The organism is Bradyrhizobium sp. 31Argb (assembly GCF_043638955.1).
GTDB lineage: Bacteria > Pseudomonadota > Alphaproteobacteria > Rhizobiales > Xanthobacteraceae > Bradyrhizobium.
Window position 1 is genome coordinate 1 of sequence record NZ_JBEGDB010000174.1, and the last position, 16884, is coordinate 16884.

The window sequence follows — 16884 nt, forward strand, 5'->3', positions numbered from 1 at the left end:
CTGCCTGCGTCCACGATCTTCGAATCATGGTTGCCCATGGATTCAGAATCCTCAGTCAATTACAACTGTAATGCTAGCGCCCGCCGCCGGTTCCGCCAAATTTCCGGTTCGCCTGGTTCACGGACTGGCTGATATCGCCAAGCATCTTTCTCGTGTCGGCCATCAGCGCGCCGGACTTCTTGTCGAAGCTCTCGATCAGTTCGCGCAGCGAGATGACGGTCGGCAGCAATTCGCCGCCATATTTGTCGCTGCCGAGGCTCTTCAGGAATGCTTCGGTGCGGCTCATGCCGTCGTCGACGGCATTGACGCCCGCCTCGGCGGTGCTGATGACGCTGCTGATCTTCTCGCCATTGCTCGACAGCGAGGCGGTGAAGGTCTCGAACCCCCGCAGCGTGTCCTTCATCGCATCCTCGTTGTCGTTGATGACAGTGTCGACATTGCGCAGCACGGCGCGGATCTTTTCCTGGATGCCCATCGTCCCCAGGGGATCGGCGGTCAGTTCCGGAATGCCGTCGGCGCCGGTCGGCGGAAGCGGTGCCTCGTCGGTGCCGCCGGTGAAGGAGATCGCGGCGATGCCGGTCAGGCCCTGGAATTCGAGGCCGACCTGGGTGTCCTTCTTGATCGGCGCGGTTTTCTCGATCCGCGTCATGGCGATCACGCGGTGACGGTCGAGCCTGATCGACTCCACCTCGCCGATGCGCACGCCGGCGAAATTCACGCTGCCGCCGCGGCGCAGGCCCGAGGCCGAGCCCTCGAAGATCACCCGGAACGGCACCTGCTGCTGGATTCCGGCATATTTGCGGTAGCCGAGCCAGCCGCCGAGCGCGCCGGCGATCAACGCCAGCGCCAACGTCCCGATCATTACATTGCTGGCGCGCACCATGTTTCGACCTTCGAAGTGGGCTGCAAAAATAGCGGATTTGCGGCGGCCAGTCACCGCAGTGATCGAACAATTCGGCAGGATCGTCGTGATGTTCCGTAACCACTTTGCACCGAGAGGAAAGAAAAGCGTAAAAAGAATGGCGCAACGAAGCGAGCTGTGAAGGCGGGGGGTGACCAATGACCAGCACGATCGCCGGCGATCACAGCGGCGGCTTCACGAGCCGGCCGGTCAATCGCCGCAACGCCCTGGCGGCAACGTTCGGCGGCGGGCTCGCGCTGTCGAGCCTGGCTCGGTCCGCAGGCGCCGGGGCAGGGGCCGCATCCGGCGTCCGCATATTGCATTCGCCTGAGCAACTCGGTTCGTCTTACGACGACATCATTGTCGGTGCGGGCTCGTCCGGTTGCGTCATGGCGCACCGGCTCGCCCTGGCTGGACGACGGGTGCTCCTTATCGAGGCCGGCGGAGAAGCGAAGCTGGCAGCGGTCAGAGATCCGCAGGAGTGGCCCAAGCTGCAGGGCACCGAGCTTGACTGGCGCTATTTGACGACCCCTCAACCGGGATTGGGAGGCCGCATCATCCGCTGTCCGCGCGGCAAGGTCGTGGGCGGCTCCAGTACGATCAATGCGCTCGCCTATCAGCGCGGCCACCCGGCGGCGTATGACCGCTGGCCCATGGGGTGGCGCGCGGCGGACCTCCTGCCATACTTCAAGCGCGCCGAAACTTTTTCCGGCGGTGGCAGCGCATGGCGGGGAGGCAGTGGTCCTCTCCACGTCTTGTCGCTCGCGGATGTCACGGATCGCAATCCGATGGCATCCGCCTTCGTTAAGGCATCGCAAGACCTCGGGTACCCGATGTCATCGGATATCGGAGGGGAGGTCACGACTGGCGTCGGCTGGAATCAACTCAGCATCAAGGACGGCGCTCGCCACGATGCGGCGACGGCGTATCTCGGAAGTCTCGAGAGCGTGACCGTCGATCTGCTGGTGGACACGGACGTGCTGGGCCTCGCGATCGAAGGTGGACGGTGCATCGGCGTGCGGCTCGCCGAACGCATCGTGCGGGCCGCGAGCGAGGTGCTGCTTTGTGCCGGTGCGATCGATTCGCCACGCCTTCTGATGCTGTCGGGAATCGGCCCGGCCGACCAGCTCCGATCGTTCGGCATTCCCGTTGCCGTGGATCTGCCGGATGTCGGCCGCCATCTTGAAGACCATCCATTGGTCGCGGGCGTGGCGTACGCCGCACGGCGCGAGGTGCCGCGCTCGCATTACAACCATGCTGACGCTGTCCTCTACGTGCCGCGCAGCGACCCAAATGACAGCCCGGAGCACCTTGTGATGTGCCTGTCCTTGCCGTTCGTCCTGCCGAGCGTCGGCCCGCTGCCTCCACCGGCTTACGTGCTCGTTTCTTGCCTGATGCGACCCCGCAGCCGCGGCAGCGTGAAACTCGCTTCGGGTGATCCGCGAGCTCCTGCTCTGATTGATCCGAACTATCTCTCCGAGCCGGCCGACATGGACCTTCTTGTCGAGGGCGTTTCTCTCGCTCGCGAGATCGGGGCAGGTGCAGCCTTTGCCGACTGGCGCGCACGCGAAGTCTATCCGGGGCCCGAGGCAAAGACCGCCGATGACATCCGCAAGTTCATTCTTCGCGCGACAGATTCGTTCCATCATCCTGTCGGCACGTGCCGCATCGGTGCCGTCGTCGACGAGTCCTTGCGCGTGAAAGGCGTTGCGGGTCTGCGCGTCATCGACGCCTCGCTGTTCCCCGGGATCCCGCAGGCGATGACCAATGCCGCCGCCATCGCAGTCGCCGAGAAGGCCAGCGATCTGGTGCTCGCGGGGTAGAGCAATCTCAGATGAACACTTTGTGCTCAGATCAGGCGGTCATCGCCTCGCGGCACTACGATCGTAACGCGCTTCTTCCACGCTGAAATCACGCTGTAACCCGTTCGTCCCCTCATGATGCGACACCGCTGCGCGGATGAGGAGAGGACTGCGATGGTAGTCAGAGCGATCGGTAAGCAGGCCGTAGTGATCGGTGCGAGCATGGCTGGTTTGGCCGCAGCGCGTGCGCTGGCCGACCACTTCGAACGGGTGATCGTGCTTGAGCGCGACCGCCTGCCTGAACAGGCCGTGCCGCGAGCCGGCACGCCGCAATCCCGGCATCTGCACGTTTTGCTGCCAGGCGGCCAGCGGGCGCTGACCGATCTGTTTCCGCATTTCGAGCGGGATCTGGCAAATGCCGGCTCGGTGCCGCTTCGAATGTCACGCGACGTACGTATGGAGATCCCGGGTCTCGGTCCGCTCCCGTCGCGTGATTTCGGCTGGTTCCTCTACTGCGCATCCCGTCCGCTGATCGAGCTGATCACGCGCCGACAGGCCGAGAGGCTGACTAATCTGACGATGCGGCCGGGATGCCGGGTGCTCGAGATCACCGCCACGCCCGATGGCACCATGGTCACTGGCGTCATATGTGAAGATGCTGAAGGGCGGCAGGAAACCCTCGCAGCCGATCTCGTTGTCGACGCTTCCGGACGCGGTGCGCCAACCTTGGCGCTGCTCCGTTCGTCCGGCCAGCCGGTGCCGGATGAAATCGTCATTGGTGTCGATCTCCATTATACGACGACCACCTTCGCCATTCCCCAGGATGCATCCACCGATTGGGGCGGCGTAGCCACTCACCCGCACGCGCCGGAACGCAGCCGCGGCGGCTATCTGATGCCGGTCGAAGGCAACCGCTGGGTCGTGACGCTCTCGGGACGGCTCGGCGAACAGCCGCCGGCCGAGCCGGACGGCTTCATGGATTATGCCAGGCGACTCGAGACGCAGACGGTCTACAACGCCATTGCGCATGCCGAGCGGCAAGGCGGATTCGAACGCTATGCCTTCCCAGCCAGCGTATGGCGCCGTTTCGATCGGCTGAGCGCATTCCCGCGCGGCCTGCTGCCGATCGGCGATTCGATCTGCCGCTTCAACCCCGTCTATGGCCAGGGCATGAGCGCGGCGGCGCAGGAAGGTCGCCTTCTGAGGCAGCTTCTGCAGGGGCGCGCGACCAAGGCCGATCCGCTTGCCGGACTGGCGCTGGCGTTCTTTTCCGAGAGCCTGCCGTTGGTCGAGGGTCCCTGGAACATGTCGGCGATCCCGGATCTGGTCTATCCCGAGACACGCGGCGAACGCCCGGCAGATTTCGAGAGCCGGCTCCAATACAACGGAGCCCTGCTTCGGGCCGCGATGCGCGATCCCGCCGTTCACCGGCTGCTCGCAGAGGTTCAGCAATTGCTGAAGCCGCCAAGCGCTCTCCAGGAGCGGGCCGTCGAGCGGCTCGTTCAGCTTGAACTGTCCCAAATGGCTGCCGAATAATTCAGACCTTACGCAAGGTTTGAGAAGGGCGAAGCTTCGTTGCGGAAGGGCTGTCAACGAAGCTCGCCGAGCAAGGCTCGGGCGTTCCGCAAATCGCTTGTGTCAAAGCCTTCGGTGAACCAATCGTACACTGGGTCGAGAAGGTCGCGGGCCGCTTGTCGATTGCCCTGCTCAGCCAGGAGCCGTGCCAGGCTCATCGCTGCGCGCAATTACCACGACTTGGCCTGCTGGGCGCGCGCAAGAGTGAGGGATCGCTCGAAATACGCTTTCGCTTTCGCCACGTCCCGCTGCGGCGATTTGAGCGCGATTTCACCGGCAACACGATGCGCCTCAGCCTCGCACCACCTTTCCTTGGTTGCTTGCATCGCCGCCATTGCCTTGTCGATGCAGCGCCAGGCATCATCAAATTGGCCCGAATCCGCATGCGCAGTTGCCAGCATGAACTGGTGCTCCGGCGTGAATATGGTCGACCCGGCCGACCGCCATAAATCGATGCCTAACGTGACTGTCTCGACCGCCTCTGTGGCTCTTCCCATGAGGGTGAGGACATAGCCCCGCCGCAATACACCTTCCGCCTTTCGAAATGGGGCGCGCTTCTCCTCTGCCAGGATGGCAAGTTCCTTGAGATACTCGTTTGCCGCGTCATAATTCCCGCAATAGGTGTTAACGAGAATGGGGAAGTTCAGCGTGAACATCAAAGTGGCGGCATGTTCAATCTGACGCGCTTCCATCAGCGCGCAGTCTGCATCCCTGAGCGCAGCGTCGGGATAGCCGAGCTGCCACAACGCCATTGAACGAAAGCCCAGGCATGTCACCCGCAGGTCCTGGCCGAATCGCGTCATCAATCGCCGGTGCTCGGCCGGACGGTAAAGCGCCAGCGCCTCGTTGTAATGCGCCAGAGCCTTGACCTGATCCCCCATGAACGCGAGCGTGCTCGCCATGGTGCGATGTCCGACCATGAGCGGTACCGTCGTCCCATCCTTCTCACCGAGGGCAAGAAACCGCGCGGCGAGCTCTCGCGCGACCTCGCCATCGAAGCTTATGAAATTGACGAGCCATTGCCCGAACAGCGCCGAGAGCAGCAGTGAAGCATCATCGGGAGATTCTCCGAACCGTTCGGCCTGCTCGATCAGCGTTCTCACCTGAGCCACCGCAGCCTTAGTTTCGGGCGCGCTGTAGCCCTTGACATGCATGAGCGTGTTCACGAGCGCAATTTGCCAAACGATCTGCTCGCGCCGCAGGTCGGGCGTGCTGGGCAAGGTTGCGACTTGCGCCAGGGCATGGGTGAGCTGTTCTGCGGCTTCGGCCAGTGCCGAGCGCTCCTGTGAGCGCTGTCCCGCCTTGCCCCACAGGAGCGCAGACTTCTCGATCAGGTCGGCGTTCATGTAATGACGCGCCAGCAGCTCGGGCTGGCTTTCGGCGATTTCCGGAAACTCTCTCTCGAGGACGTCGGCGATGCGCGCGTGCAGCATGCGTCGTGGCTCGCGCAATAGCGTGCTGTAGGCTGCGTCCTGTACCAGCGCATGCTTGAACAGATAGCTCGCATGCGGCGGGTTGCCCTCTCGAAACAGCAAACCTGCGGCGACGAGCCGGTCAAGCTCGTCGTCCAATTCCGTCGGCGGCTTTCGCACCACCGCAGCCAGCAGCATGTGAGGAAATTCACGTCCGATCGCCGCGCCAACCTGCGCCACGTCCTTCGCCGGGCCGAGCCGGTCCAGCCGCGACATCAGCGAGGCCTGCAGGCTCGCCGGGACCGGCACCACGGACCTTGGCTTTCCTGCGGCGGCCCGCTGCGCTTCGTTCTCACCCTCCGCATCCAGCACCGCCTTGGTCATTTCCTCGGCGAACAGTGGAACGCCGTCGCTGCGCTCGATGATGTCCTGGCGGATGCCTGCCGGCAGCGACCGGATGCCGACGACTTCCTTGATGAGGGAATCGATGTCGCGCCGCGTCAGCCGATTGAGCGTCAGCGCAGCCACATGCGACGGTCCGATCCAGGGCGCGCTGAATTCCGGCCTGAAAGTAATGAGCATCAAGAGCCGGTGTCTTGCGGCCAGATCCACCACCCGGGTGAACAATTCGTGGCTGGTTGGGTCGGTCCAATGCGCATCTTCGACAATCATCAGCACGGGACTGATCCGCGCCAGCGCCTCAAGCTGCGAACAGAGAGCTGCCAGCGTTTTCTGACGACGGAGCTGCGGCTCGACTTCAACTGGCGGGTAGCGCCCATCGTTGGGCAGCGACAGCAACTCGGCGATCAGGGACGCATCCTCGGACGAGGTCGAGCTCTGCGCCAGCAGCGCATCGAGCTTGTCCAATTTCGATTGCGGGCCGCCATCGTCTTCCAATGCAGCGACGCGCATCAACTGGCTGATGATCGGATGAAGCGCGCTATCGGTATGTTGCGGCGAACAGACGTAACGCAGGCGTATGTGCGGCTCGCGAGCAAGCTGCTCGAGCAATCCGAAGGTGAGCCGTGACTTGCCGATCCCCGCTTCGCCGGAAATCAGCACCACCTGACCTTCGCCGTCCCTGGCCTTTGACCAGCGTTGAAGCAGCAACTCGAGTTCTTCTTCCCGCCCCACCAGCGGCGTCAGGGCACCCACGTGCAGCGCCTCAAAGCGGCTTGCCACCGAGCTCGGCCGCAGTGCCGCCCACACGCGCACGTCGCCCTGGATGCCCTTGAGGTCTCTTGTCCCGAGATCCTGCAGCTCGAACAGATTTCCGAGCAGTCTCCGGGTGCCGTCAGCAATGACCACCATGTTCGGCGACGCGACCTGTTGCAGCCGCGCGGCCAGGTTTGGAGTTTCACCGACAATGCCGCGTTCCTGGGTGCCCCCCGACCCGCCGAGATCTCCCACGACCACCACTCCGGTCGCGATCCCGATGCGGATTTGCAGAACGACCGGAGCCTTGAGGACGGATAGTGCCGAGATCAGCCCCAGTCCGGCTCGTACTGCTCGCTCCGGGTCATCCTCGTGCGCTCCTGGATAGCCGAAATAGATGAGAACGCCGTCGCCCATATATTTTGCCACGAAGCCGTCGAAGCGCCGCACGGTCTCCGTGACACATTTCTGGTAGGCTGAAATGATGTCTCGTAAATCCTCCGGATCCATGCGCGTCGAAAGTTCCGTCGAGCCCACCAGGTCGACGAACATGACGGTGACCTGACGGCGCTCCGCGGTGTCCTGTGTCTTCGGCTCCATCGACGACGCAGGGCGTTCGGGTGCAGCCTGCGCAGGAGCGGCAGGCTCGCCGATGGCTGCAAGGATTTTCCGCCGGTGCCCGAGCGGAATTGCGATGTCCTTCAGGTCCTCATCTGTCAGGTGGGGCAGAACGGAGACGTCAATCGCGTGGTCGGCAAAACGCTGCGCGTATTGCCCGAGACCAAGTCGATCAAGCCACTCGGCAATCTCCTGCACGTCGCCTCCCGGCTGAGCTGCTGTCAATCATGGCCTTGCCGGCCGACCAGAGTTCCCGCGCGGCAACGGGACAAAAAGGTGCGCTCGCCACGCCGCTATCGATCGGAACATTGCACTTGCGGGGCAGCCGGCCCATTCGCCGCACCCCCGAAAGGAACATGGGCTCTGTATCCGGGCTCGTCAGAGCCCTGAGCTGGATTACCGCAGATTACATCGATTATGAGTGAAATGCCGCACAGATCGGACAGGCCAACGGCCATTGCGCTGATTGTTCCGCTGGCGTCTTGACCAGTGGCCGGTCGCTTCCGCCTATCCCGGATCGCCGTTTCCCGAGAGGATTTGAGCCGCGCCGCCGATGCCGCGGCGGAAGGCTTCATCAAATGTGACGCCGCGAAGCTGCCATCGGTGCATCCGGCCATTCCAGTCCATGCGCCACTCCGTCGCCCATCCGAGCTCCGAATCTTCCCACTTCAGCCGTCCGACCAAGGCGACTTCGCCACCCCGTTCGGCCGCCACGGATGCCAATGTCGAGGACGGTGTCATCAAGAGCTCTGCGGCATTGATATTGGCTTTCGCCAATGCTGCGACATCGGGCAGCACGATCATCATGCCCCGCTTCAGGGCCGCGGCGAGGAGCGCGTCACGTTGCAGGTCGGACTGCTTTGCATCCGATGTGGCGATATATTGTCTTGAGCCCTGCTCCATCTCGACAAAAACGCCAAGGATCGGGCGGCGCGAAAGCCAGGGCTTGACGCCGAGCGAGTTAAGAACATCGTTGATCTTCCTGTCATCGAAATCGACGATCAAATCGTACGGCCGGTCGCGGGTGCCCTGCTCGTCGCGCTTCGGCTTGCCGGACATCTGGTCGTGGTAGCTAAGGCGCTGACGAAATCGGCCGAACGCGATTTGTACGTGTCTAGTCGAGGATCGCTCCCCAGTTCGAGAGCTCCGGACACCTTGATGAGAACGTCCTCGAGACAAGCGGCGAAGCCGATGGTGCGATTGGCTTCACCCTGTCCAGTGACGATTGTCTGTGCGCGATAGAGATTCTCCGCCGCGGCTGCGGATGTGCTGGCCCAGTTCGCCAACGCAGCTATCAGCAATATCTTGACGATGACGGCGACCACACCTGGACATCGCTTGGTCATATGCCGAGTAAGCACGATCATCTGCCGAGCCGCCACTTGAACGGATGCTGAACAAGATCGGCGACCTCGCGCCGAGCGGGATAGGCTGAAAAAAGGAGCAGCCCGCCACCCGAGCCACTTGGTGGCGACGCGGCCGCAATACCGGTCGCCAGCGCTACATTGAAGTGCTGACCGATCCGCACGGCTTTAATGTTTTGATCGAGCGCCCGTGCAAGCACCCTTCATGTTGCTGGGCGAGGGCAAGCAAGCCCATGATAATCAAAGCCACCAAGACACACCCGGCCACGAGGTTCTGCATCATGGCTGTCACTCCACGGGGTTAGCAGACTACGTAGTAGATGACCGCGGCCAAGGATGATGAACACCATGGGCGCGGCCGTCAATGCGCGGCAAAGCCGATCGAGGCCGGTCGACCGGAGGCCGGAAGGAACCTTGATCAAGATCGACACAGTTCCGCCGTGGGGCAAAGCGGCGGTCGAGGTGGGCGCACAGATGTCCGCCCTGGTTCAGACAGCCGACGTGGTGAGGGCTGGAGCGCGGTTCAGTTCAGGGCCACAAGCCGACTCTCAGTGATGACCGTGTGCGCTAGACAATGTTTGCGCGCGACAGGGGCCAATGTAGCTTTGATAGTCGCCGGTCATCGCGAGGTCGTAGTGAACGGCGGGATGCATGGTTCCGAGCATCGCAACAATGACAAGGATGCCCAGTCCGAATGCTGTCTCGATCGCGCTGTTGTGGATCAGTTGACGAAGCGCGTTGGACGATTGCTCGTTTCCAAAGGAAGCGAGCTGCGGCGTCAGGCGAAACCGGTTGATAGCAGCGAAGACGAGCATCACCGCGAACATCGCGACCTTGAGCGTCAGCACGCGCCCATATTCGGTGGCGACGAGCCCGTGCAGGGAGCCGACCAGGATGGCGGCGTTGATAATGCCGCTGAGCATGAGGATTGCTACGCTGACGATGCCCAACGTCGAAAATCGGGCAACGACATTGCGAGCGAGCGACATTGCGTTGTTTCGATGGGCGATGGCCAGGAACAAGCTCAGTGCCACCAAGCCGCCGATCCAGGCCGCGGCGGCAATCAGATGGAGCGTATCTGCGGCGAGGTGCAGGTAGCCCATCGCTCCAAGTGTCGAGCCAGCGTGACCAGTCCAGGCGAGACTTGCGGCGAAACCGAGCGCCGCCGCAAGCGCTAGCCACTCCGCGATTGCCACGCGATAACATGCAAGGCAGGCCGCCAGACCGATCGCAAGGCCCAGGCGAATTGTCGTGACCTGGCCGAACTGCGTTTCATTGATCACCGTCGACAATACGTCCGTGCTCATGGCCTCATTCGATGGCAGTCCGCTCATCGACCCCGCCTGCAGCAACAGCCAGATCGCCCCGGAGATCGTCGCGGCAGCAAGAGCAAGCCATAGGACCCGAAGCGTTTGGGTCTGGAGTCGATTGGCGATGCCTTCCTCCGAACGCAAAACGGGTTTCGCGACCACCATCCGGAAAACCAGCGTTCCGGTCATAGTTGCCGTCGCCGCGAAGTGGATCGCTCGCGTCGCGATCATGGGCGCCCCTGCTGCGGACCAGTCCATCGGCGCCTCGCGCGGCCTATTGGCCGACCAAGAAGCTGAAGCTGCCATCGGTCGTGTGGGTGTCCACGGACAGCACGCGCCAATTCACGTGGTACGCGCCAGTGCCACCCGGCTTTAGCGCGACCGACATCTGGTTGCCACTGACACGAGCCTTGCCGGTGTCGACGCGCTGCCCGGCCGGGCCGGTTACGGTGACGGTGCTGAACGCCGGCTCCAGCTTCTGCGTGAACCAGAGCGTCACCTCGCGCGGAGGGCTTGCGACCTTGTTGCCGACGCGGGGCTCGGCGTGGTCGAGGAAGGCGTGAGCGGCCGCTTCGCGGGTCGCAAGCAATAGCAAAAGCAGACTCAGAGTTGGGCGTCGCATGGATCAATTCCTTGGAAAGGGGCTGGCGGGCTGGACCGCGGGACCGAAGATTGGTCTTCCAATTCCATGAGGATCGATGTCGTCGAGATAGAGATGCAGTTGGGCGATCACGCCGACATTGGTGCCGCTTTGCCTGTTGATCGGGATTAGGGCTTCGACACCGACCTGGAATTTGTTCCCGACCCAAAGGACTCCGGGGTTGATGGTCCCGGTCGTCTTCGTGCCCGAGGTCAACGTGTTCGACACCGGCGTCTGCAGCGTCGCTTCGACCAGTGGGATCAGGTGATTGACGAATTCCGGCAGTCCGAGGTCGATCACCGCGGACCTCAGATAGGGCATGCTGTATTGGATCGTTGCGCCCCAGTTCAGCACCTGGGGATTGAACTCCGTGTCGGCCGTTATCTCGCCGATGTCTGGATCGAACCCGAATGTCGTCGTGGAGCGCCTGCCCGGTATGGCGTAGCCGACCTGTCCGGTAACAGCGACCGGTCGCAGCCATGACAGGGTGTCGGGTAGATCGCCAAAGCCTTTGCCGAACCAGATCGTCGGCGTGTAGGTGTTGAACGGATCGGCGCCGACGCTGTCGGCGCCGATCCGCCCCATTCGATGCTCAACCCCACCGACATGACGAATTCATGCGCGGGGTCCTTGAAGACGCGGTACTTGAACGTGGTTTCGAGGTTTTGAAATCCGTGCGCGCCCGTTCCGGTGGGCCCCCCGGGTGGACTAAAGACGCTATAGGTCGACCCGATCGAGATCGCAAAGGCCTCAGTGATCCGCTTGGAAAATTCACCGGAGAAATCGCGCTGTCGAAACGACGGATCGTCGCCGGTCTTGAAGCCGGATACCGTCGGTAATGAAAGCTCGTCATTCACGCCGGGATCGTCGATGGTGAGCGTGGCCGGAAAGAAGCGGTTGCCGACGATTTCATGGGCCGCGCCTCCGGAAAGAGGAATAAGCGCGATCGCTGCGCCCCATAGGCCCGCTCGCACGTGACAGATGGACATGGAAGGTCTCCGCGAGTTTGATGTGCAAACGCAGCGGCCATGGGCCGCCATGCTTTACGCAAATCGCGGGGGTGCACGCGCCTGGGTATTCGAGCCGATGCGGGACGCTACGCGCGTCAGTTCTTTATCGGCCCAAAGAATTGGCCTGAACTGACGGAGGAGCACAACGAGGGCGACAGGCCTCGGCGCATCAACGGCGGTCCCTGCATGGGCTACGCAGATCGCGCAAAGACCATCGTGAGCATGTTGCTCGCGATCCTGATCGCCGGAGCCGGTGGTTGCGTCACTATGGCAAATGCCGGCTGATTGCAGCGGATCGGCAATCGCGATGCCCGCGGCCCAGCATGCCGCGATCGGCGCCACGATCTGCATCGCCAGCGCGAGCAGGACGATCGGAAGAAATCCCTGTAGCCGTCGAGACATCTTGTCCACCCACGACGAAGGCTACCACCGTGCTGCGTCGGGGTCGAGCCATCCGGACCAGCGTACGGCGCAATCCGTCTTAGCGATCAGTCCGAACGGACGATCTTTACGGGCCGAAAGAGCCATTCGAGAATGGCCGGTCGTGTGAAGGGTTTCGGATGCCGGCCGCCGAGCACGCGGCGCTGTCCCTCAAGCGGCCGGCATCCGAAACCCTTCACAACAGCCGACAAGCGAAGTCATGTCTCTTGCTTTGTCACGGCCGGAATTTTCCACGAACCATTGAGAATGGATGGGGTGCCTTCCTTGGGCCAATACATGCGGAGCATCAGAATGAACTTGCCAGCCGGCGCTGGGAGCCAATTAGATTCCTTGCCAGGTCCGGGTGAATCCTTCTGGATGTAGAGGTCGGTGGACCCGTCGGGATTGGTCTTGAGATTCTGTCGAGGACTGATCGAGTAGCGGTTCAGCGGATTGTTCACGAAGAAATACTTGTCATCATACATTGTAAGGGACCAGAAGCCGCTTACCGGGGGTAGATGTCCTTAGACCAATGGCCGTCACCAGGGCCCGCATGAGGTAGTCGGTGCCGTAGATGCCCGTTTTTGTCGTAAACCCCCAGCCGTTAATGTCCTTGACCTCACTGTTGAGCTTGAACTGAGCCATGATCCGGTCGAAGGCGACCTCAGGGATTCGCTTGACAAAATCCGCATTGAGCTTGCTTGCATCGAAATCTTGGCCCGGAACGAGTCCGATCTTTGTAAACCGTGCCAGAGCGGGGGCATCCTCTGGTGCGGGCGGATTGGTTTTCATCAATTGAGCAAGCAAGGTGAAGTAAGCCTTCGCGTCCATCCGGTTCACCTGATCGCGCACCGCGGTCTTGGTATCGATGGACGGATCAACCTTCCCTTCGGGCGGGGTATACGTCTTTCCGTAGGAACTGAGCGGCACCAGCTTGCACTGGTCTTGCAATTCGTGGACAGCTTTGTAGTCCTCGGGTGTGCCGGTGCAGTAGATGCGGCCCAGAATCCAAACGATATTTGTCGGCGATTTATATTCTCGAACGCCCTGTGGAAGCACACCGTTCCAGCCTGGGCCCGTGATAGCGTAAGTTTGCGCGCCCGTGCCCGTCGTGCGCTTTCCGGGAACCTGAAACACCGTGGTCCACCCATCGAGCATAGGGAACAGGAAGTACCGGTCCTTCATGTCGGGGATGCTGAGCACCCAAGGCTCGTTTCCGACATCCAGGAATGCAGTCGTATAGAGAGTGTCGGCGTTCGGCGCAGTCACATCGCGAAAGGAGGCGTTGGGATACTCACGCAGTCTGATCAATTGTCCCATCGGCGCCTTGGTGCCTTCGGGCCGTGCGACATTAGTGATGACCCTGCGGGTCATTTCCATCGTCACCAAGGGGTAACCATAGATGTAGGCATCCGTCGCCAGCCAAAAATCCTCCAGCCCTTCGCCGAGATTGAGTTCGCCCCATTCGGCTCTGGATATGGTGCTGATAGAAGAGCCAGCGAGCAGACTCAAACCGCCAATGGTGGCTGCACGTCGGGTGATCGTCATCGCAGACCTCTTTTTGTGCTCGGGTACGACGCCAAGAAAAGAAGCGACGGATGGCTTGCTGGGGAGCCCGGAACAGAGTCCCGGACTACCTTTAAGTCTCCTTATGCCCGAGCTGGTTCAATGGAAATTGTGAAGTCGCGGGTCCGCGCCGCTCAGGTTGTTTTCCAACAGCGGTCAAACCCTTGTATGGCTGCGTCATGTCCGCTCTGACCCGGCTCCGTATTTCTCCACGCTCACCCCCTGAACATGCGCTGCTGGACGTGGAGGAGTCTGAACCCAGCCATCGGCTACCGCGCGGCGCTCGTCACCAGCCGCCGCGCCCAGCCGATCTGGTTTCCGCCCTCCACGAGGTCCCAGTTGCCGGCCCGCAAATAGACGTTGGCAATCACATCGGACTTCATCTTGCCGAATGGCTTGGCCGAGTTGTCGGGCACAGCGAAGAGCTGCACGTTGCCGTCGGCGACGATATAGGCCTTCGCGACCGGACGGCGCTCAGGCGGAGTCACCGCTGACGCGCCTTGCAGCGTCTTGGCGCTGCTGCCGGGATCGAGGGTCAGCCGGAGCGCCGTCGCGATATGGCGGGGGTTCGAGGGATAGATCCTGCCGGAGCTGCGGATCGCTCCAATCATCAGATTGAAGGAGGCGAGTGCGTCCTTCCTCTCGCCATGGTCGAGCAGCACCAGGCCACGGGCATAGTCAAGCATAGCGCTGAAGAGAGGCTGTGAGCCGCCCTCCGCCTCGCCACGTTTTGCCCACTCCGTGCCCTCGGCGTAATTCTGGCTGATCCAGTCGTGGCTTGCCTTGTCCAATGCGAAGATCCCATCGTACTCCACGATCCGATTGTAGAAATAGTAGGCGGCGGTTTCGGCGGTGAAGTCGATCCGGCAGCGGTTGAAATTGGGCTGCAGCGGCAGCGCCTGCAGGATCGGATGGAAGTGGTCCGAGGGATAGAGTTTCAACAACCGCTGTGCGGCACGGCGGACATCTTCGTCCGAGCTGCACAGGGATTCGACGACGATCCGATAGTCATCGAAACGGAAGCCCGGAATGTTGCGCTTGTTGGAGAGGCGATCGGGCTTCACCGACTGATCCCAATTGGGCCGCAGCGTCGGCGGAAGGTATTTCCCGTCGTCGATCACGCCCAGCGCATTCGAGAGCAGGTTCAGATAGGGGGCGACCAGTGCTGAACCTTTGGCGGATTCATCACGCAGGCCCTTGACGACGTAGTCGGCAACCTGGCCCCAAGATTGGTACAGCTGGGTGCGGTCGCGGTCTTCCCCGCGGACATACGCATCCACCTGCTCGTTGAGCGATCCGCTGTCGGTTGCGGAGGTGGTCTTCGGCTCGGAGTGCACGGCGGGAGTGGTGGTGGCGCCCGGAGCGGAGACCGAGGCCGGAGCAGGCGGAGCGGGTGCGCGCTGCTCCGCCCGGGACTCCGCAGACGACGCGGCTGTTTTCGGAACAGGACCACCCGCTTGCGCCACCTGCGTCAAGGCCGACGCACTTGGTGGCGGCTCCGGCGGGCTCGCCGCTGATGATACCTTCGCATGCCCCGGCACCGGCCGCGCTTGCGGCGGCAGGTCGGGCTGAGTGTCCAGTGGTTCTGAGTTCGCGCGGTCGCGCGCCAGCACCGAATAACGCGGCAGCGGGCTAAACCGGGCGAAGTTCAGGGCCCTGCTGCGTACGCTGTTGGTCTGGAGTGTGAAATGTCCGTCGAGGGGCGTCTTGTCGGACTTGGTCGCCACGCGTCCCTCCACGCAGGCTTCGTCGGCGACGAGCTCGTTGCGCTGCAGCGCGGCGGTGACGGTTTGCTCGATGTAGTGCTGCGAGAAATAGAGGTGCGGTTGCGGAGAGCTCTCCACCGACAGTAGATCCATCGGCGTCGGCCCGTTGCGCTCGCCCGCGATTATCTCGAAGCTGAGCTCGCATCGGGCGAAAGTGCGGGATACGTCCTTACCGACCGGCCGGTAGACGGCGATCAAGAGCTTATGCGTGCCGACGCGGGGTGGGATCTTGAGCGAGACGTTGTCGGGATCCCGGCTGAATGTGATGTCTGAGTTGTTCGCGCCGACGAACACTCGATACTCGTCGCTGCCGACCGTCTGGCGATCCGGCACGCCGTGAATGTCCAGCGCATACAGCGGCTCGTCCAGAGGCGGCTGGCCGAGATAGGCCAAGGCAAACCCAACAATAACCATCGCGACCGCTCCGCCCACGGTCGCGCGCACCGGACTGCCCGGAATTCTCAGGGTCGAGCGGACGACCGCCGATCCACCGAGCAGGGCGCCGGCGCCTCCGCACAGTAGCGCGAAGATCAACTCGATCATCCAGTAGGTCACGCGGTTTCCGACGAAAAGGGTACCGACGACGAAAACGGTCGCGAACGAGATCACGGCAACGAGCACGAGGGCGGCGACCGCCATAATGATCTGGACGGGCGATGGGCTTGCCTCGATCCTGCCGCCGTCGGGGACGGCGTCGGAGTCGGAGTTGCTCGTTTCTGTTCGCCGTTTGCTTGCTCGTCGGATGTCGGATTTGCCGGGCATCTGCGTGCTGTCGGCGTCGTGTGCGCTACCCTCGGTCATGGCCAACACTCCTGGTGCTGCGCGTGGATGCACAGGATGAGACTATTCCCGATCGATCACTGCTCGTGTGAGCTATATTACAATCGAGGGGCAGGCGGCGTGGTGACGCAGGGGAGAAGCCGGACGAGAGGCGCCGTCGCTTGGCAGGCATTGCGAGCACCGCTGCCGAACGTCACGGTATGCTGTCTGCGCGTCGGTGTGCTTGGGTCCGGCACGCCTGACGTCCGCTTGTCCGCCAAGAGCGGCGCAATCGCGGGCGTCGACCGGGGTTGCAAAAGGGCCAATTCCGGACTCATGCGATGCAGCAGAGTGGCCGCTTATTCCATTACCTCGTCGACGAGGGGGAGAGACGCGTGGGCGCGTCGAGGCCAAGCACCTTCAGTTTTGAGGTTGATCACAAGCTCGTATTTTCTGGCGGCCCGATACGTACCAAATAGACAATTGTTTCGATGCTGTTTCGCAGCGAGCTAGGGTCTGTTGGGATTCATCGGGAGTTTATCACGGCAGCGGTCAGATGGATCATGGCTGCGAAGCTTTGATCTGT

At 62.2% G+C, this 16884-nt stretch carries 12 protein-coding genes and 1 pseudogene; 2 read left to right on the top strand and 11 right to left on the bottom strand.

From position 1 onward, the window contains the following. Positions 1–73: 73 nt before the first annotated feature. The gene (locus AAFX91_RS27365) at positions 74–883 is read right to left on the bottom strand and encodes an MlaD family protein (RefSeq protein WP_130579411.1); all 810 of its coding nucleotides are present in this window, start codon (positions 881–883) and stop codon (positions 74–76) included. 176 nt (positions 884–1059) lie between these two features. Here AAFX91_RS27365 and AAFX91_RS27370 point away from each other — a divergent pair, with 176 nt between their 5' ends. Next, positions 1060–2724, top strand: coding sequence for a GMC family oxidoreductase (locus tag AAFX91_RS27370; protein WP_394568714.1), 1665 nt, complete (start codon positions 1060–1062; stop codon positions 2722–2724). A gap of 153 nt (positions 2725–2877) precedes the next feature. Then, positions 2878–4239: an NAD(P)/FAD-dependent oxidoreductase gene (locus tag AAFX91_RS27375; protein WP_394568715.1), complete on the top strand. Its 1362-nt coding sequence runs from the start codon at positions 2878–2880 to the stop codon at positions 4237–4239. 209 nt (positions 4240–4448) lie between these two features. Here AAFX91_RS27375 and AAFX91_RS27380 read toward each other — a convergent pair whose 3' ends face one another. The 10 genes and pseudogenes from AAFX91_RS27380 to AAFX91_RS27425 form a co-directional block, all read right to left on the bottom strand. Next, positions 4449–7661, bottom strand: a complete 3213-nt coding sequence (locus AAFX91_RS27380; protein WP_394568716.1) for an ATP-binding protein — start codon at positions 7659–7661, stop codon at positions 4449–4451. 309 nt (positions 7662–7970) lie between these two features. Further along, positions 7971–8522, bottom strand: coding sequence for a DUF2066 domain-containing protein (locus tag AAFX91_RS27385; protein WP_394568717.1), 552 nt, complete (start codon positions 8520–8522; stop codon positions 7971–7973). Continuing rightward, complete coding sequence (locus AAFX91_RS27390) at positions 8465–8830, bottom strand: DUF2066 domain-containing protein (protein WP_394568722.1); 366 nt, start codon at positions 8828–8830, stop codon at positions 8465–8467. Before AAFX91_RS27390 ends, AAFX91_RS27385 begins: the two co-directional genes overlap by 58 nt. Continuing rightward, positions 8827–9027: a hypothetical protein gene (locus AAFX91_RS27395; RefSeq protein WP_394568723.1), complete on the bottom strand. Its 201-nt coding sequence runs from the start codon at positions 9025–9027 to the stop codon at positions 8827–8829. Before AAFX91_RS27395 ends, AAFX91_RS27390 begins: the two co-directional genes overlap by 4 nt. Before the next feature lie 348 nt (positions 9028–9375). After that, positions 9376–10368 carry a copper homeostasis membrane protein CopD gene (gene copD, locus AAFX91_RS27400; protein ID WP_394568718.1) on the bottom strand — a complete coding sequence of 331 codons (993 nt, stop codon included), beginning with the start codon at positions 10366–10368 and terminating at the stop codon, positions 9376–9378. A gap of 43 nt (positions 10369–10411) precedes the next feature. Further along, on the bottom strand, positions 10412–10759 hold the full coding sequence (locus tag AAFX91_RS27405) for a copper resistance protein CopC (RefSeq protein ID WP_394568719.1): 348 nt from the start codon (positions 10757–10759) through the stop codon (positions 10412–10414). 3 nt (positions 10760–10762) lie between these two features. Next, positions 10763–11362: a hypothetical protein gene (locus AAFX91_RS27410; RefSeq protein ID WP_394568720.1), complete on the bottom strand. Its 600-nt coding sequence runs from the start codon at positions 11360–11362 to the stop codon at positions 10763–10765. Between the two features lie 458 nt (positions 11363–11820). Next, positions 11821–12189, bottom strand: coding sequence for a DUF2946 domain-containing protein (locus tag AAFX91_RS27415; protein WP_130579395.1), 369 nt, complete (start codon positions 12187–12189; stop codon positions 11821–11823). 236 nt (positions 12190–12425) lie between these two features. Then, positions 12426–13755, bottom strand: a pseudogene (locus tag AAFX91_RS27420) (DUF1254 domain-containing protein). Between the two features lie 287 nt (positions 13756–14042). Next, positions 14043–16340 (bottom strand): hypothetical protein, encoded by a 2298-nt coding sequence (locus AAFX91_RS27425; RefSeq protein ID WP_394568721.1) that lies wholly within the window; start codon positions 16338–16340, stop codon positions 14043–14045. Positions 16341–16884 lie beyond the last annotated feature (544 nt).